A 20035-nucleotide genomic window follows, 5' to 3' on the forward strand; every position below is an offset into this window, starting at 1 on the left:
CGCATGGGCCGCATCAGGCCGCTCCCTGTCGTCACGAGGACCTCCTGGAGGCCTTCTGCGCCGCCCAGTAGTCGAGGCGCTTGCGGATGTCGCGCTCGAAGCCGCGCTCGTTCGGCCGGTAGAGCTCCGGCGTCCCTCCCCGGCGGGCTTCTTCGGGGAAGAACTCCTGCCCGGCATAGGCGTCGGGATAGTCGTGGTCGTAGCGGTAGCCCGAATGGTAGCCGAGCTCCTTCATGAGCTTCGTCGGCGCGTTCAGGATGTTCAGCGGCGGCGGGACGTGGCTCGTCTCGCGGGCCAGGCCCGTGGCGGCCTCGAAGGCCATGTAGGAGGCGTTGCTCTTCGGCGCCGTCGCCACGTAGCTGATGGCCTGGGCAAGGAAGAGCCGGCCCTCCGGCCAGCCGATGCGCTCGAAGGCCTGCCAGGCGGTGATGACCTGCACCATGGCCTGCGGATCGGCCATGCCAACATCCTCGGAGGCCGCGCAGGCCAGCCGGCGGAAGATCGCCTCGGGCGATTCCCCGGCCACCACCATGCGCGCCGCGTAGTAGTGCGCGGCATGGACGTCGCTGCCGCGCAGCGACTTGTGGAAGGCGGAGAGCAGGTCGTAATGCCCATCGCCCGCCTTGTCGTGCGAGGGCAGGCGCCGCGTCAACACCTGGCCCATCGCCTCGACGTCGAGCGCGCGGCCGGAGCGCACGGTGTAGACCTGCTCGACCAGGTTCAGCAGATAGCGGCCGTCGCCGCCGGCCAGGCCCCGCAGCGCCTCGCGCGCATCGTCGGTCAGCGGCAGCGGACGGCCGACATGCGCCTCGGCACGCTCCAGCAGCACCGAGAGCGTGCCGTCGTCCAGCGCCTTCAGCACGAAGACCTGGCTGCGCGAGAGGATGGCGCCGTTCAGCTCGAAGGAGGGGTTTTCCGTCGTCGCGCCGATCAGGACGATCGTGCCGTCCTCCATCACGGGCAGGAAGGCGTCCTGCTGGGCGCGGTTGAAGCGATGGATCTCGTCGACGAAGAGTAGCGTGCCCTTCCCCATGGCCCGGCGCTCGCGCGCCGCATCGAAAACGCGCCGCAGATCCGCGACGCCGCCCTGGATGGCCGAGAGCGACTCGAAATGCAGCTCCGTCTCGTGGGCGAGGAGGCGGGCGATCGTCGTCTTGCCCGTGCCCGGCGGCCCCCAGAGGATGAGGGAGGAGAGCGTCCGGCTCTCCACCATCCGCCGGATGGGGCCGTCGGGGCCCAGGAGGTGGTCCTGCCCGATGACATCCGCGAGCGAGGTGGGTCGGAGGCGGTCGGCCAGGGGGCGCGGCGCCTCGGCCTCGAAAAGGTTGCCGGAAGCCGGCTCGGAACGGGGCCGGCGCATCAGGCTTGCTCGGGGAGGGCGGGGCGGGGGGCCATGGCCGCAGTCTATTCCTTTCGGGCCAGGAAGGGCACGGGGGCCCACCCGGTTTCACGAAACCGAAGCTTGACGCGAGAGGGTGGCGGCGCGACGCCTCGAGGCATGTTCCGCCGCGCGCTCCTCCTCGCTGTCCCTTCGCTGGCCGCCTCTCTTCGGGGCGCCCGGGCGCAGGAACGGCCTGTCCGGCTGGTGGTCGCCTATCCGCCCGGCGGCAGCACCGACCTCCTGGCGCGCCTGATCGCGCCGCGACTGGGCGAGCTGCTGGGCTCGGTGGTGACGCCCGAGAACCGCAGCGGCGCCTCGGGCGCGGTGGGGGCGGGCGTGGTCGCGCAGGCCCCGCCCGACGGCGCGACGCTGCTGCTCGATTCCGGCGGCCAGGCCGTGAACCCCTTCCTGATGCACGGCCTCGGCTTCGACTATCGCACCGCCTTCGCCCCGGTGACCCTCCTTGCGACCCTGCCTCTGCTGCTGGTCGTGCGGGCCGATCTCGGCATCAGGACCGTGGCCGGACTACTGGACCGCCTCCGCGCCGAGCGGCGCCCGCCCGCCTATGGCAGCGTGGGCATCGGCTCGCGCACGCATCTCGCCATGGCGGCGCTGCTGCGCCGGGCGGGCATCGCGGCCGAGCACATCCCCTATCGCGGCGGCGCCGACCAGATCACCGGCCTGCTGCGCGGCGACGTGGCGATGGGCTTCACCTCCATCGCCCTGGCCGCGCCCCTGCTGCGGGAGGGGCAGATCCGCTCCCTCGGCAGCTCCCTTCCGGGCGCGGCGGACAGCCTCGCGGCGCAGGGATTTCCGGGCTTCTCCCTCGGCGACTGGTTGGCACTCTTCGCGCCGGCCGGGACCGGGCCGGCCGCGATCGACCGTGCCGCGGCCGCGGCCGCGGAGGCCGTGAACCAGCCCGCCTTGCGCCCCCGCCTGACCGAGCTGGGCCTGATCCCCGCGGCGGAGGGGCCGGCGGCGCTGGCCCGCTTCCTGGAAGACGAGCGCGCGGCCATGGGCGCCCTCATCGCCGCCGAGGGCATCCGGCTGGACGGCTGACCCCTGAGCCCTCGGTTGGGCCCCGGCGTCCCGCAACCGACGCGTGCGATCTCCGGACTTGCCTCGCCCCACGGCTCTGTGCTCTTCGCGGGCCAACCGGCGTCGTCGCCGCGCCCATTCCCTGGGGCGGAATGCCCATCCCGCCTTCAGGGCCGCTTTCTTCGCGGCCCGCCGCCCCGGCAAGACGTGGCGGGCCGCGCCCCTGATTCGACCGGAGAGTAAGCCATGTTCCGCCGTTCCCTGCTGGCCACGCTGTTCGCCACGCCGGCCTTCGCCCAAGGGGGTGCCGCCCCCTGGTCGCCCGCGCGCTCCGTCCGCCTCATCGCCCCCTATGCCCCGGGCGGCGGCGTGGACACCTCGGCCCGCCTGCTGGCGGTGCCCATGACGGCGGCGCTCGGCCAGTCGGTGATCGTCGAGAACCGGGGCGGCGCGGGCGGCGCCATCGGCGCGGCCGAGGTCGCGCGCAGCGCGCCGGACGGGCTGACCGTCATGATCGACGCCCTGGCCCATACGGTGAACCCCACCCTGATGCGCGGCCTGGCCTTCGACTACGCCACCGCCTTCACGCCCATCACCCAGGTCCTGGTCTGGCCGCAGATCATGATCGTGCCGGCCAGCCTGCCGGTGCGGACGCTGGAAGAGTTCATCGCCTATGCGAAGGCCCGCCCGGGCCGGCTGACCTACGGCTCCTCGGGCAATGCCACGGCCGCGCACCTGGCCGCCGCGCTGCTCACCAACCGCGCCGGGATCGACGTGACGCACGTCCCCTATCGCGGCGGCGCCCCGGCCCTGCAGGACCTGATGGGCGGCAATCTCAGCTTCGTCTTCGCCACCGTCGCCTCCTCGATGCAGCTGGTCCAGGACGGCCAGGTCCGTGCGCTGGCGGTCAGCTCGGCCGAGCGCCTGCCCGCCCTGCCGAACGTGCCCACCGTCGCCGAGCAGGGCTTCGCGGGCTACGAGCTGAACGAGTGGAACGGCCTCTACGGCCCCGCCGGCCTGCCCGCGCCGATCGTCGCGCGCTGGCTCGCGGCGACGAAGACCGCCCTGGCCGATCCGACGGTGCGCGCGCGCCTCGAGACGCTGGGCGCCGTCCCCGTCGGCAGCGAGCCGGGCGCCTTCGCCGAATATGTCCGCCAGCAGCGCGAGGCCATGGGCCGCATCGTGCGCGAGACCGGCATGGAACTCGGCTGAATCGAAAACGGCGCGGGGGACTCCCCGCGCCGTCTCGTCATCCGATCCGTTGGAGGGGCCGGAAATCGGCCCTCGCCTCAAAACTCGCGGCGCGGCGGCCGGCGGTCACGCGGCGGCGGCGGCGGGGCCGCGAGCTCGGATTCGAGCTCCTTGATCTTCGCCTTCACGGAATCGCGCAGCGCGGGCGAGGCGTGGGCCTTCATCCCCGCGAGAACCTCCTTCAGTTCCCGCAGCTGCTTCTCCTTCTCCGGACGGGTGCGGGAGATCGGGCGGTTGTCGCTGAGCTGGCCTTCCCTGGAGCGCATCCTCAGAGGCCCAGCATCAGGCGGCGGGGATCCTCGATCGCCTCCTTCACGCGGACGAGGAAGGACACGGCCTCCTTCCCGTCGACGATCCGGTGATCGTAGGACAGCGCCAGGTACATCATCGGGCGGATCTCGACCTTGCCGCCGACGGCCATCGGACGATCCTGGATCTTGTGCATGCCCAGGATGCCCGACTGCGGCGGGTTCAGGATCGGGGTCGACATCAGCGAGCCGTAGATGCCGCCATTGGTGATGGTGAAGCTGCCGCCCGCCATCTCCTCCAGCTTGAGCTGGCCGTCGCGGACGCGCTTGCCGAAGTCACCGATGCGCTTCTCGATCTCGGCGAAGCCCATCTCGTCGGCGTTGCGCAGCACCGGCACAACCAGGCCCGAGGGCCCACCCACCGCGATGCCCATATGGACGGCCTTGCGGTAGATGACCGTGTCGGCGCCCTCGACCTCGGCGTTGACGGCCGGGAATTCCTTCAGCGCGGCCACGCAGGCCGAGACGAAGAAGGACATGAAGCCGAGCTTCACGCCGTGGCGCTTCTCGAAGGCGTCCTTGTACTCGGCGCGCAGCGCCATCACCGCGCCCATGTCCACCTCGTTGAAGGTGGTGAGCATGGCGGCGGTGTTCTGCGCCTCCTTCAGGCGGCGCGCGATGGTGGCGCGCAGGCGCGTCATCTTCACGCGCTCCTCGCCGGCATCCAGCGCGCGCTCGGTCTTAGGCGCGGCGGCCGGGGCCTGGGCGGCGGGGCGGCTCAGGAAGTCGAGCACGTCGCCCTTGGCGATGCGGCCGTCCTTGGCCGAACCGGCGCCGATCTGGGCGGGGGTGACGTTGTTCTCGGCCATCAGCTTGGCCGCGGCGGGCAGCGGCGTCGCGGCGGAGGCCTTGTCCTCGGCGGCGGCGACGGAGCCGGCGCCCGTGCCCGGGGGCTTGGCCGCAGCGGTCGGGGCCGCGGCGGGCGCCGCCGGCTTGGGCGCCGCGCCGGAGCCGGCGGCGATGCTGCCGAGCAGCGCGCCGGGTTCGACTTCCGCGCCCTGCTGGGCGGTGATGCTTTCAAGCACGCCGGCGGCCGGCGCGTTCACCTCGACGGTGACCTTGTCGGTCTCGAGCTCGACCAGGGGCTCATCCGCCGCCACAGCCTCACCGGCCTGCTTGAGCCAGCGTGCGACGGTCGCGGTGCTGACGCTTTCGCCCAGGGTGGGCACGAGAATCTCGGTTGCCATCGTCTTCACTCTATTCCTGGCGGGTTCTTAAAGCAGATGAAGCCAGGACGTCAGCCCGAACAGGGCCGGCGTCCCGTTTTTTCCTCGGATCCCCGAGGCCGCGGGCGCCGTCCCTCAGGCTCCGAGGGCGGCGCGAACCAGCGCATCCTGCTGGGTCTGATACACCTTGGCCAGCCCCGTCGCCGGGCTGGCGGCGGCGTCACGGCCCACGTAGTCGGGCCGCTTGGCCTTGATGTCGAGCTTCTTGAGCACGCCCTCGATCCGCCGGTCGACGAAGGTCCAGGCGCCGTTGTTCTCCGGCTCCTCCTGGCACCACACCACCTCGGCGTTCTTGTAGGGCGCCAGCGCCTCGGAGAGGCTCTTCTCCGGGAAGGGATAGAGCTGCTCGACGCGGATCAGCGCCACGTCGTCGATGCCCTTGGCCTGCCGCTCCTGCACGAGGTCGTAATAGACCTTGCCGGTGCAGAGCACGACGCGCTTCACCTTCTCGTCCGGCGCGATCGCCTCGACCTCGGGGATCACGTAGCGGAAGGCGCTGCCCGGACCGAACTCGGCGAGGCTGCTGACCGCCAGCTTGTGCCGCAGCAGGCTCTTCGGCGTCATGATGACAAGCGGCTTGCGGTAATTGGCCTTCAGCTGCCGGCGCAGCGCGTGGAAGTAGTTGGCCGGCGTCGTGAAGTTGCAGACCCGGATGTTCCGCTCGGCGCAGAGCTGCAGGTAGCGCTCCAGGCGGGCGGAGGAGTGCTCCGGCCCCTGCCCTTCCTGCCCATGCGGCAGCAGCATCACGAGGCCGGACATGCGCAGCCACTTCGTCTCGCCCGAGGCGATGAACTGGTCGATGATGACCTGCGCGCCGTTCGCGAAGTCGCCGAACTGCGCCTCCCAGAGCACCAGGGTGCGCGGATCGGCCAGCGAGTAGCCATAGTCGAAGCCGAGCACGCCGAACTCGGCCAGCAGGGAGTTGAAGGCCTCGAACTTGGCCTGCCCTTCCTTGATGTTGTTCAGCGGGACGTATTCCTGCTGGCCCACCTGGTCGACCAGCACGGCGTGGCGCTGGCTGAAGGTGCCGCGCTGCACGTCCTCGCCCGAGAGGCGGACGCGGTGGCCTTCCAGCAGCAGGGTGCCGAAGGCCAGGGCCTCGCCCGTCGCCCAGTCGATGCCCTCGCCGCCCTCGATCGCGTTCTTCTTGACCTCGAGCTGGCGGGTGATCTTGGGGTTGGCGCCGAAATCGGCCGGAACGCGGCAGAGCGCGCCGCCCACCTCGCGCAGCGTGTCGAGCGAGACCGCGGTCTCGTGGAGCTGCTCCACGCCCTCGCCGTTGCCGACGGCCTTGAGGCCGGACCAATGGCCTTCCAGCCAGTCGGCCTTGTTCGGCTTGAAGCTGGCGGCGGCCTGGAAGGCGTCCTCCATCTTCGCGTTGAAGCCGTCCAGGATCGAGGCCGCATCGGCGGCGGTCACGCTGCCCTCGGCGGCCAGGCGCTCGGCATAGAGGGTGCGCGTGGTCTTCATCGCGCGGATGCGGTTGTACATCACCGGCTGGGTGAAGGCGGGCTCGTCGCCCTCATTATGGCCGTGGCGGCGGTAGCAGACGATGTCGAGCACGACATCCGCCTGGAAGCGCATGCGGAACTCGGCGCAAAGGCGCGCGCACCAGACCACGGCTTCCGGATCGTCGCCATTCACGTGGATGATCGGCGCCTGCACCGACTTGGCCACGTCCGTGCAGTAGAGGCCCGAATAAGCGTGCACCGGAACGGTGGTGAAGCCGATCTGGTTGTTGGTCACGATATGGATCGTGCCACCCGTGCGGTAGCCGATGAGCTGGCTCATCGCCAGCGTCTCATAGACCAGGCCCTGGCCGGCGAAGGCGGCATCGCCATGCAGCAGGATGCCCATGACGCTGGTGCGCGTCTTCACGTCGCCCGCCATGTCCTGCCGCGCGCGGACCTTGCCGGCGACGACGGGGTTCACGGCCTCGAGGTGCGAGGGGTTGGGCTGCAGCGAGAGGTGGACGGTCTTGCCGTTGATCTCGATGTCGGTGGAGGTGCCGAGGTGGTACTTCACGTCGCCCGAGCCCTGGACGTCGTCCGGCTTGAAGCTGGAGCCCTTGAACTCCGCGAAGACCTGCATGAAGGGCTTCTTCACCACGTTCACGAGCACGTTCAGGCGGCCGCGATGGGCCATGCCGATGACGACCTCGTTCACGCCCTGCCCGGCGCCCGTCTCGATGGTGGCGAGCACGGCGGGGATGGTGCTCTCGCCGCCCTCCAGGCCGAAGCGCTTGGTGCCGACATACTTCTTGGCGCAGAAGGCCTCGAAGCCCTCGGCCTCGGTGAGCTGGCTCAGGAGCTTGCGCTTCTCAGCGGCGTCGAAGCTGCCGGCCCAGGGGGCGCCCTCGATGCGCTGCTGGATCCAGGACTTCTGGTCCGGATCCTGGATGTGCATGAACTCGACGCCGATATGGCCGCAATAGGTGGCGCGCAGGCGCTCCATGATCTGGCGGATCGTCGCCGTCTCGAGGCCGAGGACCTTGTCGATGAAGATCGGCCGATCGAGATCGGCCTCCTCGAAGCCCCAGAACTTGGGCGACAGCTCCGGATGCGGCGGCGTGACCTGCAGGCCCAGCGGATCGAGCTGCGCCTCCAGGTGGCCGCGCACGCGGTAGGAGCGGATGAGCATCAGCGCGCGGATGCTGTCCAGCACCGCGCGTCGCGTCGTCTCGGGATCGGCGGCGGGGGCGCCGCCCTTGCCGCCACCCTTGGCCGCCGGCTTCGCTTCCTCGGGAGGCGCGAAGCCGCCCCGCGGGCGCGGCGCCCAGGAGGCGCCCATCGCATCCGTCAGGACGGCGCGCGCGTCGTCGTTGAGGGCGGTGAACAGCTCGGCAAAGGATGGGTCGACCTTCGAGGGGTCCTCGATCCACCTGGCATAGGTGTCGGCGAGATACGCGGCATTCGCCCCGTTCATCGCGCTTGCGAGGATGTCCACTCCAGCCATGTCGTCGCTCCGTTCCACCCGTTCCGCGGATGAGAATGCAATCTTCGGACTCTAATAGCCCGTTCTCTAAAATAATATGAGCATTGGGGCGGGAATTTGGCCTCCCGCCCCACGCAGGTCAGCCCTTCAGTGCACGCACCATGGTCGAGCCCAGCGAGGCCGGGCTGTCCGCCACGAGGATGCCGGCCGCGGCCATGGCCTCCATCTTGGCGACGGCCGTGTCCTGGCCGCCCGAGATCACCGCGCCGGCATGACCCATGCGGCGGCCCGGAGGCGCCGTGGCGCCGGCGATGAAGCCTACCACCGGCTTGTTGGGCTTGCCGGGGCCGAAATTCTCGCTCTTCAGGTACTCGGCCGCGAGGATCTCGGACTGGCCGCCGATCTCGCCGATCATGATGAGCGACTTGGTCTCCTCGTCGGCCAGGAACAGCTCCAGGACGTCGATGAAGTCCATGCCCTTCACCGGATCGCCGCCGATGCCCACCGCCGAGCTCTGGCCGAGGCCGGCCGCCGTGGTCTGCGCCACGGCCTCATAGGTCAGCGTGCCGGAGCGCGAGACGATGCCGACCGAGCCGCGCTTGAAGATATGGCCCGGCATGATGCCGATCTTGCAGGCGTCGGGCGTGATCACGCCCGGGCAGTTCGGGCCGACCAGCGTCGAGGCCGAGCCGTCCAGCGCGCGCTTCACCTTCACCATGTCGAGGACGGGGATGCCCTCGGTGATGCAGATGATCAGCGGGACCTCGGCGTCGATCGCCTCCAGGATGGAGTCGGCGGCGAAGGCGGCCGGGACGTAGATGACCGAGGCATCTGCCCCGGTCGCCTCGCGGCACTCGGCCACCGTGTTGAAGACCGGCAGGTTCAGGCTCGGGTGCTGCGTGCCGCCCTTGCCCGGCGTCACGCCGCCCACGTAGTTCGAGCCATAGGCGATGCCCTGGCTGGCGTGGAAGGTGCCCTGGGCGCCGGTGAAGCCCTGGGTCATGACCTTGGTGTTCTTGTCGACGAGGATCGCCATGGTCAGGCAGCCTTCTTCACGGCGGCGACGACCTTCTGGGCCGCATCAGCCAGGTTGTCCGCGGGGATGATCGCCAGCCCGCTCTCGGCCAGGATCTTCTTGCCCAGCTCGACGTTGGTGCCTTCGAGGCGCACGACCAGCGGCACTTCGAGGGAGAGGTTCTTGCTCGCCTCCACGATGCCGGTCGCGATCATGTCGCACTTGGCGATGCCGCCGAAGATGTTGACCAGGATGGCCTTCACATTCGCGTCGGAGGTGATGATCCGGAAGGCCTCGGTGACGCGCGCCGCATCGGCCGTGCCGCCCACATCGAGGAAGTTCGCGGGCGAGGAGCCGTAGAGCTTGATGATGTCCATCGTCGCCATGGCCAGGCCCGCGCCGTTGACCATGCAGCCGATCTCGCCGTCCAGCGCCACGTAGTTCAGCTCGTGCTTGGCGGCATCGAGCTCCTTCGGGTCCATCTCCGTGTCGTCGCGGAGGGCCTCGAGGTCCTTGTGGCGGTAGAGCGCGCTGTCGTCGAAGGAGACCTTGGCGTCGAGCGCCACGATGTCGCCCGCGCCGGTCACGACCAGCGGATTGATCTCGACGATGGCGCAGTCCAGCTCCTGGAAGGCGCCGTAGAGCGAGGTCACGAACTTCACGAAGCTGCCGACCTGCTTGCCCTCGAGGCCGAGGCCGAAGGCCAGCTTGCGGGCATGGAAGCCCGAGATGCCCGAGGCCGGGTCGATCGCCGCCTTCAGGATCTTCTCGGGGTGCTTCTCGGCGACCTCCTCGATCTCCATGCCACCCTCGGTGGAGGCCATGATCGTGAGGCGCGAGGTCTCGCGGTCGACGAGCAGGCCGAGATAGAGCTCGCGCTTGATGTCGCAGCCATCCTCGACATAGACGCGGCTGACGACCTTGCCGGCCTCGCCCGTCTGCTTGGTGACCAGCGTCTTGCCGATCATCGCCTCGGCCGCCGCCTTGGCATCCGCCACGGACTTCACGACGCGCACGCCGCCCTTGCCGTTCGGATCCTCGGCGAAGCGGCCCGCGCCGCGGCCGCCCGCGTGAATCTGGGATTTCACCACATAGACCGGTCCGGGCAGCTTCTTCGCCGCGGCCTCGGCCTCGTCGGCCGTCCAGGCCACATGGCCTTCCAGCACGGCAACGCCGTAGCGGCGAAGCAGCTCCTTCGCCTGATATTCGTGAATATTCATGCGTGGGGGATCCTCAAGCTCGGTCCATTGTGCCAGTCGCGACGGATGGCGGCCAGCGAGAACAGCCCGTCTCGCGCCGCCTCCGCAAGCCGTCTTTCCTGTTGCATTCCGAAGCGTGGAATTTCGCGTTTCCAGCCTCGGCCGGAAACGGCGGCGCCGCGCCCGACCGAAAGGTCGAACGCGGCGCCAGGGTTCGGCAGGGCCATGCGGGTGCTTTGAACGCCGTCGATCAGCGTGACCCGCACGGGTCGTCTCAGACGCCCAGCGCCTTGAAGTCCTCGACCAGCTTCTTCACCGCGTCGCAGGACTTGTCGAAGGCAGCCTTCTCCTCGGGGAGGAATTCGACCTCGACGATCTTCTCGACGCCGCCGGCACCGATGACGACCGGCACGCCGACGTAGAAGTCGTTCTGGCCATACTCGCCGTTCAGCATGACGGCGCAGGGCAGGACGCGCTTCTTGTCCTTCAGGTAGGACTCGGCCATCGCGATGGCCGAGGCGGCCGGGGCGTAGAAGGCGGAGCCCTTCTCCAGCAGCTTCACGATCTCGCCGCCGCCATTGGCGGTGCGGTGCACGATCGCGTCGATCTTCTCCTGCGTCGTCCAGCCCATCTTGATGAGGTCGGGGACGGGGATGCCGGCAACGGTGGAGTAGCGGGTCAGCGGCACCATGGTGTCACCGTGGCCGCCCAGCACGAAGGCCGTCACGTCCTCGACGGAGACGCCGAACTCTTCGGCCAGGAACAGGCGGAAGCGGCTGCTGTCCAGTACGCCGGCCATGCCGACGACCTTGTTCGCCGGGAGGCCGGACTTCTGCTGAAGCGCCCACACCATCACGTCGAGCGGATTGGTGATGCAGATCACGAAGGCGTTGGGGGCGTACTTCTTGATGCCCTCGGCCACCTGGCCCATCACGCCCGCATTCTTCGTCAGCAGGTCGTCGCGGCTCATGCCCGGCATGCGCGGGAAGCCGGCGGTGACGATGATGACGTCCGCGCCCTCGATGGCGGCGTAGTCCGAACCGCCGGACATTGCGCTGTCGAAGCCGTCGACCGGGCTGGACTGCATGATGTCGAGGGCCTTGCCGGCCGCGACGCCGCCGAAGACGTCGAACATCACGACGTCGCCGAGTTCCTTCAGGCCGATCAGATGGGCGAGCGTGCCGCCGATGTTGCCGGCGCCGATGAGCGCGATCTTGCTGCGGGCCATGGGGCCTTCCTCTATGCAGTGGGGCAGGTTTGCGGGCGCATGGGTAGCCCCGTTGGCGCGGCCGGGCAAGGCGCGGCCGGGGATTCCCTGCGCCTGCGCAACGAGGCCGGCGGGCCGGGGCGGCACGGGCGCCGATCACACCAAATTCAAAAAGACCCCCGGACGCAAAAAAGGCCCGGGCACTCGACGTGCCCAGGCCCCCTGGAGGCGTTCCCCGACGGGGAAGCGGTGAGACGCCCCTGCGGCCGGCCCTAGAGCGGGACGCAGCGCGTGATGTCGTTATGGCCGACAGCCATGGTCGCCATGGTGCCGTCCGGGCAGGCCATCTGGCTCATGGCGGCGGGGGCGAGGCCACCGGTCCAGCGCAGCGGCTCGGCGCGCGAGGCGGTGGCGGAGCAGACGCGGCGGCCGCGGCGCACCGTGCAGGAGGCCATGGCGGTGGTCCGCATGTTGCGCGCCTGCGGCACGGCGGCCGCGGAGCGGCCATAGGGAACGGCGGCGGCCACGCGGCTGTTCACCGAACGGCTGCTGCGCGCCGGCGCGGCGGCGCGGCCACGGCCCCGGTTGGCGACGGCGACGTCACGCCCGCCCCGATTGGAGCGCGCGGCGTTGGCACCGCCGGTGTTGCGGGCCGCCGTCGGGCGGGAAGCGGTGGTGGCGCGGGCAGCGGGCCGGGCCGTGGCCTGCCGCGGAGCCTGGCGGGCCGCCGCGGGCCGCGAGGAGCTGGATTGGGCACTGGCCCGTGCGTCCGTGCGCGCCGAAGCCTCGACCGGCACAAGCGCGGCCATCAGGCATAGGCCGAGAAGGCCTCCGAACAATTTCCGCATGAATCCCCCGATTCCCCAATCGCCGCACGGGGCGGCGACACCAACGCGACGGTTGCGAGCGACACACGCGACCATCTTATTACGGCGTATTACGTCAAGGCAGGTGAGGCAACCCCAAATATTCCTGGCTTTGCATTTCCATCAATCGTGATGCAGTTCGCTCGAACATGGCGGCGTTCTCGCCCTGCTCATAGAGCAGGTCCGGCCCCGCCTCGGCCGAGGCGACCAGCTTGCAGCGGTGCTCGTAGAGGGCGTCGATCAGCGTGATGAAGCGGCGCGCCCGGTCGAAATTCTCCGGCCCGAGTCGCGGGATGGCGTCGAGCACCAGCGTGTGGAAATGCGTCGCCAGGGCCAGGTAGTCGGCGGGGCCGAGCGCCCGGCCGCAAAGCTCGTCGAAGGAGGTCCGCACCACGCCGCGCGCCGCCTCGCCGACCGGAACGGCGCGGCCCAGCACCTGCAGGCTCGCCGGCTCGCCCTGGGGGGTGCCCGTCAGCTCCAGGAAGGCGGCGTCCAGCGCGCGCTCCGAGCGGCCGTTCACCGGATGGTGCCAGGTGGGCAGGCCGCGGATACGCTCGCGCCGGTAGTCCTGCGCGGATTCCAGGTAGAAGACCTCCACCCGCGACTGGATGAGCGCGATGAAGGGCAGGAAGGCGTCGCGGCCGGGCTTGCCCTTGAAGAGGTCCTGCGGGGCCGTGTTGCTGGTCGCCACCATCACGACGCCACGGGCGAAAAGCGCCTCGAAGAGCCGGCCCAGGATCATCGCATCGGTGATGTCATGGACCTGGAACTCGTCGAAGCAGATCAGCGACGCCTCGGCGGCGATCTGGTCGGCGAGCGGCGGAATGGGGTCGTCCGCGCCCGGATTGGCCCGGCGCCAGGCATGGATGCGGGCGTGGGCCTCCTGCATGAAGGCGTGGAAATGGATGCGGCGCTTGCGCGGCACCTCGGCCGTGTCGAAGAACAGGTCCATCAGCATGGACTTGCCGCGCCCCACGGCGCCGACGAGGTAGAGGCCCTCCGGCGTGCCCTCGGGGGCCGCGAGGTCGCCCGAGCCGCGCTTGCCGCCGCCGAAGAGCTTGCCGAAGAAGCCCTTCGCCTCAGGCGCCGCCGGCTTCGGGTCGTAGCCGCGCAGGTTGCGCCAGAGCGTCTGCAGGATCTCGGCAGCATGGGCCTGCGCCGGGTCGGCGCGCAGCGCGCCCTCGGAAACGCGGGCGCGGTAGGCCGCGAGGGGACCCTCGTTCCGGGTGATCAGGGAATCCATGGGCGGGAGGGATAGACCGGGCGCGGCGCCGGCTCAACTCGCCCCCCCGGCCAGGGCGTCCCGGCGCCGGAGGGGCGCCGGGGCCGCGGCCCATGTCAGTCCAGCTGCGCGAGGTAATGCGCGATGGCGGCGATATCGCCGTTGGAGAGGCCGACGACGGCGCCGTTCATCTGCGTATCGGCCCCGGCGCGCCGCCCGTCCCGGTATTCCAGCATCGCGCGCTCCAGGAATTCCTCGCGCTGGGCGGCGATCCGGGGAATCTGCGCCCGGCCGCCGAAATCGGAGACATGGCACGTCCCGCAATGGCGCGGGCCGATCAGCGCCTGGCCGGCGGCGAAGAGGGCCGCGTCGCGCGGCCGGCGCTCGTCCGGCGGGCCGGGAGGCAGGCTGGCGAAGAAGGCGGCCAGATCCTCGATGTCACGGTCCGGCATATTGGCCGCGACGTCGTTCATCAGCTCCACATGCCGGATGCGCTCGCGGAAGAGGATCATCTGCAGCGTGATGAAATCGGCGGGCTGGCCGGCCAGGGAGGGGATGTCCTCCGTCTGGCTGCGGCCATTGGCGCCGTGGCAGGCGACGCAGCTCTGCGCCGCGAGCTCAGCGCCCCGGGCCGCGTCCTGCGCGAGCGCGGCGCCGGGAAGCGCGGCGGCCAGGAAGGCCGCCGCCAGTACCGAAAGCCGCATCACTGGCGATAGGTAATGCGGTAGATCGCGCCCATCTGCTCGTCGGCCACCAGCAGGGAGCCGTCGCTGTGCACATGGATATCTGCCGGACGGCCGAGGAAGCGCTGGTTGGCCTCATCGAGCAGGCCGGTCATGAAGGGCTCGACGCTGGTCACGTTGCCCTGCGCGTCCAGCTTCGCCATCACGACGTCGTAGCCGCTCAGGCGCTCCCGGTTCCAGGAGCCGCGGCGGGCGATGAAGATCTGGTTCCGGTAGGCCTCGGGGAACATCGTGCCGGTGTAGAAGCGCATGCCTAGCGGCGCGACATGACCGCCGAGCAGGGCCGCGGGCTGCGCGAACTCGCTGCAGTTGCGCCCGGCATTCTCCTGCGGATCGGCCCAGTTGCCGACGCAGAAGGGATAGCCGTGATCCTCGCCGGTGCGGCGAATGCGGATCAGCGTGTCGTTGGGCACGTCGTTGCCGGCCCAGTCGCGGCCGTGATTGGTGGCCCAGAGCTCGCGCGTCACCGGATGATGGGCCAGGCCCACGCTGTTGCGCACGCCGCGCGCCTCGATCCGCCGGTCGCTGCCATCCGGATTGAAGGAGACGAGCAGCGCGAAGCGGTCGCGATCGATGCTGCAGATGTTACAGGGCGCGCCGACATTGGTGTAGATTCGGCCGTCCGGGCCGAGCGACGCGACCTTCCAGAAATGGTTGCCGCCGTGATCCGCCTCGCCCGGCAGGCCGAAGGCCTGGGTCAGCTCCACCGGCGGCGGCACGTTGTCGAGATTGGCCTCGATATTGTCGTAGCGAAGCACCCTATTGAGGGCGAGCACGAAGAGGCTGTTGCCCACCATCACGATGCCGTTGGGGTTGTTCAGACCCTGGGCGATGACGCGGGTGCGCGTCGTGCCATCCGCGTTCCGGGTGATGGCATAGACCCGGCCGATCACGCGGCTGCCGGCGAAGATGGTGCCGTTCGGCCCCTCGGCCATGGCGCGGGCGCCGGGGATGCCATGCGCGAAGACCGAGGCCGAGAAGCCGGCCGGCAGGCGCAGCGCGGCGACGGGCAGCCGCTCGACCGGCGTGACCGTGAGCGTCGGCCCGTGCGGGGCAAGGGTGGAGCCCTCGGGCCGGCCCACGGCCCAGCCGGGGACGGCCGGCGCGGCCTGCTGCGCGAGGGCCGGGCCGGCGATCAGCGCCGCGGCCAGGCCGAGCATGAGGCGTTTCTTGATCATGATGTTTCTCCCTGCGCCCTTTGGGCTGCCTGTTGATGGAATGACGAATGGGTAACGGTTGCAAGCCCGGACTTGGGCCCCGGTCAGGAGAATTCGCGGTACCGGAAACGGGTCTCCCCGGCCTCGGCCACCGCGGCGGCGAGCAGCCCGTGATCGCGTGAGAGCGCGCAGGCCGGATCGGTCGCCGCGGCATCGCCGGTCAGGGCGAAGGCCTGGCAGCGGCATCCGCCCCAGTCGCGCTCGGCATGCGCGCAGCCCCGGCAGGGCGGCGCCATCCAGGCCGTGCCGCGGAAGGCGTTGAAGGCGTCGCTCCCCGTCCAGGCCGCCTCCAGCGAGGTGTCGCGGATATTGGGGAAGACCATGCCGGCGATGGACTTCGCCGCATGGCAGGGCAGCACCTCGCCCATCGGCGAGACGGCGAGGAAGCGCCGCCCCCAGCCGCCCATGCAGGCCTTCGGGCGCGCCGCGTGATAGTCCGGCACCACATAGTCGATGACGAGGCGGCCGCGATGCGCCTGCCGCGCGGCCTCGACGAGGCCCGTCGCCTCGTCGAGCTGCGCGCGGGTCGGCAGCAGCGCGTCGCGGTTCGCCAGGGCCCAGCCGTAATACTGCACATGCGCGACCTCGAGCCGCTGGGCGCCCCAGTCGAGCGCGATCGCGATGAGCTGCGGCAGGTTGTGCAGGTTCTGCCGGTGCACCACGGCATTCAGGGTGAGCGGCAGGCCCATCTCCCGGACCAGTGCGGCCGCCCGGCGCTTCCTTTCCTGGGCGCCGCGCAGCCCGCCGATCCGCTCGGCCCCCGCCTCGTCCGCGTCCTGCACGGAGAGCTGCACATGGTCGAGCCCGGCCTCGACGAGCCGCGCCAGGAGCGGCGCCTCCAGCAGCACGCCGGCGGTGATGAGGTTGGTGTAGAGCCCGGCCTCCCGCGCCGCCGCCGTGATCTCCACGATGTCGCGCCGCACGGTGGGCTCGCCGCCGGAGAGATGGACCTGCAGGCAGCCGAGCGCCGCCGCCTCCTGGAAGACGCGCGCCCATTCCGCGGTGGCCAGCTCGTCGCGCGCGCGCGCCAGCTCCACCGGATTGGAGCAGTAGGGACAACGCAGCGGGCAGCGATGCGTGAGCTCCGCGAGCAGGGCCAGCGGCGGCTCGATCGCGCTCATCCGCTGAGCGCGCCCCGGACGACGAGGTCGCGCAGCATCTCCGCGACGTCGGCCGCGATCTCCTCGCGGGGGGCCGCGAACTTCTCCGCGAGCAGCGCGACGATGGCCGCCTCGTCGCGCTGGCCGTCCACCAGGCGCAGCACCTCAAGCGCCGTCTCGTCCGGCACGAACATGCGCTCCGGCGCCATCACCACCCAGCGCGCGCGCGCCTTGTCCTCGTGCAGGCGGGCGCCGGGGGCGAATTTCGGGGTCATCGCGCGACCAACCACGGAGCGGCGACCGGCCGTGGTGCCGAGGCGCGCGGACTCATGGCCGGAAGGCGCCCGGCGGCGGCAGGCCCGGTGCCACATAGGCGAAGTGCAGCGCGTCGAGCTGCGCCCAGAGCAGGTCGCACTTGAAGCGCAGCGCGGCGAGGCAGAGCTCCTGCTTCTCGCGCGTATCGGCATGCTCCTTCACATAGCCCAGCGCGAAGTCCACGTCCTGCGGCGCCTGGGTGAGGCGCGGCGTGAAATAGGCCAGCGTCTCCGCGCTCACGAAGTCGTAGCCGCGCAGCATGCCGGCCACGCGCTCCTGGATGATGTTGGGCGAGAACATCTCGGTGAGCGAGGAGGCGACGGCCTCCAGCACGCTCTTCTCCCGGACGAAATGGACGTAGGCATCCACCGCGAAGCGCGTGCCGGGCAGCAGGCCGGCCAGCGAGACGACGTAGTCGCGGTCGAGGCCGAGGCCGTCGGTCAGCGCCAGCCAGCGCTCGACGCCGCCGGGCTTGGTGCCGTCACCGTCATGGTCCTCGATGCGGCGGCGCCATTCGCGGCGCAGGTCGGTCGTGGGCAGCCGCGCGAGGAGCGAGGCATCCTTCGCCGGAATGCTCGCCTGGTAGTAGTAGCGATTCAGCGCCCAGGCCTGGACCTGGCCCTTGTCGAGCTTCCCCGTGTGCAGCAGGCGGTGGAAGGGATGCAGGCTGTGGTAGCGCTCGGCGCCGATCGCGCGGAGCGCCGCCTCCAGCTCCTCGGGGGCCAGCAGCGCGCCCTTCGCCCCGGGCGGCGACGCAGGGCGGGGCTCGGCTTTTGGTCGGTCCGGCATGGCCAGGGTCAAAGCGCGATCTCCATCCCGTCCTCCGCGACCTCCCAGCCTTTCGCGGCGAGGTGCGCGCGCTCGGGGCTGTCGTCCAGCAGGGCCGGGTTCGTGTTGTTGAGGTGGACGTAGATGCGGCGCGCGACGCCCAGGCCCTCGAAGGCCTCGAGCGAGCCGCCCTCGCCCGAGATGGGCATGTGCCCCATGCGGCGGCCCGTCTTGGGGCCGGCACCGGCCGCGATCATCTCGTCGTCGGTGAAGAGCGTGCCGTCGAACATCACGCAGGCCGCGCCGCGCAGGCGGGCCGAGAGCACCGGCGTCATCATCGCGCAGCCGGGGACGTAATGCAGCGTGGCGCCGCCCGCGGAAATGGCGAGGCCCATCGCCTCGCCGTCCTCCGCCATGCCGGGATCCGCCCCGGCCTCGGCGAAGAGCGGAACCTTGCCCGGCACCGGATAGGCCTCGATGGTCAGGCCGGGAACCGGGGCGAAGGCGGTGCCCGGCACCATCTCCTCGCGCGTCACGAAGTCGGGGTTCAGGGCGCGGAAGATGGGATTTTCCGCCAGCACGGCGAGGCCCGGCGCGGCGGCGAAGAGGCGGAAGGCCTGGCGTTCGCGAAGCGTCAGCAGGCCGGCGAGGGTATCCACCTCCGCCCCCGTCAGCACCACCGCCGCGATGGGCGAGTTGCGCAGTGGCGCGGCCTGCGGGTGCAGCGCCGGCGTGGCGGCGATCTGCTGGCGCAGGTCGGGCGAGGCATTCACCACCACCCAGTCCCTGCCATCCGCGCTCACGGCCAGGGAGGCTTGGCTGCGCGGCTTCGCGGCCGGGTCACCGGCCCGCGCACGACGGCAGCCAGGGCCCGCCGAGTTCCATTGCGGGAAGCCGCCGCCGGCCCCCGCCCCCAGCACGATGGCACGCAGCACCGGCAAGACTCAGGCCCGCAGGGGCCTCAGCCGATCTCGGCGCAGGCGTAGCTGTTGATCTCGAGCGCGAGCGATACCTCGACGACGCGGGGCTTCTTCCAGGCCATGACGATACTCCCGATGTTGGCCGGCCCTTTGCCGGCCCTGAAAGGATGGCGACATTGCCGGCGCCCATCAAGGGCCGTGATCGCTGGACGCAGTCGAACCAGAGAGCGTAAAGCCCGCCTGTCGAGTTGCGGAGTGAGAATGCCATGGCCTATCGGGTCGCGATCGTGGGTGCCACCGGGGCGGTGGGCCGCGAACTGCTCAAGATTCTCGCCGAGCGGAAATTTCCCGTCTCCGAGGTCATCGCCCTCGCCTCGCCCCGCTCCGTGGGCCAGCAGGTCAGCTTCGGCGACGACCAGGTGCTGAAGATCCGCAACCTCGAGACCTACGACTTCACCGGTACCGACATTGCGCTCTTCAGCCCCGGCGCCGCCATCTCGGCGATCCATGCGCCGCGGGCCGCCGAGCAGGGCTGCGTCGTCATCGACAATACGAGCCAGTTCCGCATGGAGCCGGGCGTGCCGCTGGTGGTGCCGGAGGTGAACCCGCAGGCGCTGGCCCGCTTCCGCAAGCGCAACATCATCGCCAACCCGAATTGCAGCACCATCCAGCTGGTCGTGGCGCTGAAGCCGCTGCACGACCTCGCGAAGGTGAAGCGCGTGGTGGTCTCGACCTACCAATCCGTCTCCGGCGCCGGGAAGGAGGGCATGGACGAGCTCTTCAACCAGACCAAGGGCAGCTTCGTGCACGACATGCCGACGGTGGAGCAGTTCACCAAGCCCATCGCCTTCAACGTCATCCCCCATATCGACAAGTTCGTGGAGGACGGCGCGACGAAGGAGGAGTGGAAGATGTCGGTCGAGACGCGGAAGATCCTGGATCCCGACATCCAGCTCATCGCCACCTGCGTGCGCGTGCCCGTCTTCATCGGCCATGCCGAGGCCGTGCATGTGGAGTTCGAGAACCCGATCACCGTCGCGCAGGCCACGGCCGCGCTGAAGAAGGCGCCGGGCATCTCGGTCTTCGATAAGCGCGAGGATGCCGGCTACATCACGCCGGTCGACGCGGCGGGCGACGACGAGGTCTTCATCTCGCGCTTGCGCCGCGACCCGACCGTGCCGCACGGCCTGGCCTTCTGGTGCGTCGCCGACAATCTGCGCAAGGGCGCCGCGCTCAACGCGGTGCAGATCGCCGAGGAGCTGCACGCGCAGGGGCTGCTGAAGAAGCCGGCCGGCTGAAGCCGGCTTCCCTGGGGCCGCGTCACC

Annotated in this window: 20 protein-coding genes; 3 read left to right on the forward strand and 17 right to left on the reverse strand. The window is 70.4% G+C overall.

Going from position 1 to position 20035, the window contains the following annotated elements; translation table 11 throughout:
• Positions 1–31 precede the first annotated feature (31 nt).
• A complete protein-coding gene (locus tag KHU32_RS00715; protein ID WP_213668139.1) occupies positions 32–1360 on the reverse strand; it encodes a replication-associated recombination protein A in 1329 nt (442 codons plus the stop codon).
• A 102-nt stretch (positions 1361–1462) separates the two neighbouring features.
• Between KHU32_RS00715 and KHU32_RS00720 the strand changes: the two genes are divergently transcribed.
• Both KHU32_RS00720 and KHU32_RS00725 read left to right on the forward strand, forming a co-directional pair.
• Entirely contained in the window at positions 1463–2440 is a 978-nt protein-coding gene (locus KHU32_RS00720) for a Bug family tripartite tricarboxylate transporter substrate binding protein (protein WP_213668140.1), read from the forward strand.
• A gap of 225 nt (positions 2441–2665) precedes the next feature.
• Complete coding sequence (locus KHU32_RS00725) at positions 2666–3631, forward strand: Bug family tripartite tricarboxylate transporter substrate binding protein (protein WP_213668141.1); 966 nt, start codon at positions 2666–2668, stop codon at positions 3629–3631.
• A gap of 77 nt (positions 3632–3708) precedes the next feature.
• Here the strand turns inward: KHU32_RS00725 and KHU32_RS00730 are convergent, their stop codons facing one another.
• From KHU32_RS00730 to pqqA, 16 genes are all read right to left on the reverse strand, one after another.
• Entirely contained in the window at positions 3709–3936 is a 228-nt protein-coding gene (locus KHU32_RS00730; RefSeq protein WP_213668142.1) for a hypothetical protein, read from the reverse strand.
• A gap of 2 nt (positions 3937–3938) precedes the next feature.
• Complete coding sequence (gene odhB, locus KHU32_RS00735; protein ID WP_213668143.1) at positions 3939–5165, reverse strand: 2-oxoglutarate dehydrogenase complex dihydrolipoyllysine-residue succinyltransferase; 1227 nt, start codon at positions 5163–5165, stop codon at positions 3939–3941.
• Between the two features lie 114 nt (positions 5166–5279).
• Positions 5280–8159, reverse strand: a complete 2880-nt coding sequence (locus tag KHU32_RS00740) for a 2-oxoglutarate dehydrogenase E1 component (protein WP_213668144.1) — start codon at positions 8157–8159, stop codon at positions 5280–5282.
• A gap of 118 nt (positions 8160–8277) precedes the next feature.
• Entirely contained in the window at positions 8278–9174 is an 897-nt protein-coding gene (sucD, locus tag KHU32_RS00745; protein WP_213668145.1) for a succinate--CoA ligase subunit alpha, read from the reverse strand.
• 2 nt (positions 9175–9176) lie between these two features.
• Positions 9177–10373, reverse strand: coding sequence for an ADP-forming succinate--CoA ligase subunit beta (sucC, locus tag KHU32_RS00750; RefSeq protein ID WP_213668146.1), 1197 nt, complete (start codon positions 10371–10373; stop codon positions 9177–9179).
• Entirely contained in the window at positions 10370–10618 is a 249-nt protein-coding gene (locus tag KHU32_RS00755; protein WP_213668147.1) for a hypothetical protein, read from the reverse strand. The genes sucC and KHU32_RS00755 overlap by 4 nt, the downstream gene beginning before the upstream one ends.
• A gap of 8 nt (positions 10619–10626) precedes the next feature.
• The gene (mdh, locus tag KHU32_RS00760) at positions 10627–11580 is read right to left on the reverse strand and encodes a malate dehydrogenase (RefSeq protein WP_213668148.1); all 954 of its coding nucleotides are present in this window, start codon (positions 11578–11580) and stop codon (positions 10627–10629) included.
• A gap of 251 nt (positions 11581–11831) precedes the next feature.
• A complete protein-coding gene (locus KHU32_RS00765) occupies positions 11832–12368 on the reverse strand; it encodes a hypothetical protein (protein WP_213668149.1) in 537 nt (178 codons plus the stop codon).
• 133 nt (positions 12369–12501) lie between these two features.
• A complete protein-coding gene (gene zapE / locus KHU32_RS00770) occupies positions 12502–13668 on the reverse strand; it encodes a cell division protein ZapE (protein WP_213668150.1) in 1167 nt (388 codons plus the stop codon).
• A 95-nt stretch (positions 13669–13763) separates the two neighbouring features.
• Positions 13764–14351 carry a c-type cytochrome gene (locus KHU32_RS00775; RefSeq protein WP_213668151.1) on the reverse strand — a complete coding sequence of 196 codons (588 nt, stop codon included), beginning with the start codon at positions 14349–14351 and terminating at the stop codon, positions 13764–13766.
• The gene (locus KHU32_RS00780) at positions 14351–15568 is read right to left on the reverse strand and encodes a PQQ-dependent sugar dehydrogenase (RefSeq protein ID WP_249680465.1); all 1218 of its coding nucleotides are present in this window, start codon (positions 15566–15568) and stop codon (positions 14351–14353) included. Before KHU32_RS00780 ends, KHU32_RS00775 begins: the two co-directional genes overlap by 1 nt.
• 83 nt (positions 15569–15651) lie before the next feature.
• The gene (gene pqqE / locus KHU32_RS00785; RefSeq protein WP_213668152.1) at positions 15652–16728 is read right to left on the reverse strand and encodes a pyrroloquinoline quinone biosynthesis protein PqqE; all 1077 of its coding nucleotides are present in this window, start codon (positions 16726–16728) and stop codon (positions 15652–15654) included.
• Entirely contained in the window at positions 16725–16982 is a 258-nt protein-coding gene (pqqD, locus tag KHU32_RS00790; protein WP_213668153.1) for a pyrroloquinoline quinone biosynthesis peptide chaperone PqqD, read from the reverse strand. Before pqqD ends, pqqE begins: the two co-directional genes overlap by 4 nt.
• 52 nt (positions 16983–17034) lie before the next feature.
• Positions 17035–17811 carry a pyrroloquinoline-quinone synthase PqqC gene (gene pqqC / locus KHU32_RS00795; protein ID WP_213669604.1) on the reverse strand — a complete coding sequence of 259 codons (777 nt, stop codon included), beginning with the start codon at positions 17809–17811 and terminating at the stop codon, positions 17035–17037.
• An 8-nt stretch (positions 17812–17819) separates the two neighbouring features.
• A complete protein-coding gene (pqqB, locus tag KHU32_RS00800) occupies positions 17820–18725 on the reverse strand; it encodes a pyrroloquinoline quinone biosynthesis protein PqqB (protein WP_213668154.1) in 906 nt (301 codons plus the stop codon).
• 26 nt (positions 18726–18751) lie between these two features.
• Positions 18752–18832, reverse strand: coding sequence for a pyrroloquinoline quinone precursor peptide PqqA (gene pqqA, locus KHU32_RS23510; protein WP_213669605.1), 81 nt, complete (start codon positions 18830–18832; stop codon positions 18752–18754).
• Positions 18833–18976: 144 nt separating this feature from the next.
• Here pqqA and KHU32_RS00810 point away from each other — a divergent pair, with 144 nt between their 5' ends.
• Complete coding sequence (locus tag KHU32_RS00810) at positions 18977–20008, forward strand: aspartate-semialdehyde dehydrogenase (protein WP_213668155.1); 1032 nt, start codon at positions 18977–18979, stop codon at positions 20006–20008.
• Positions 20009–20035 lie beyond the last annotated feature (27 nt).

It is taken from the genome of Roseococcus pinisoli, from assembly GCF_018413645.1.
Taxonomy (GTDB): domain Bacteria; phylum Pseudomonadota; class Alphaproteobacteria; order Acetobacterales; family Acetobacteraceae; genus Roseococcus; species Roseococcus pinisoli.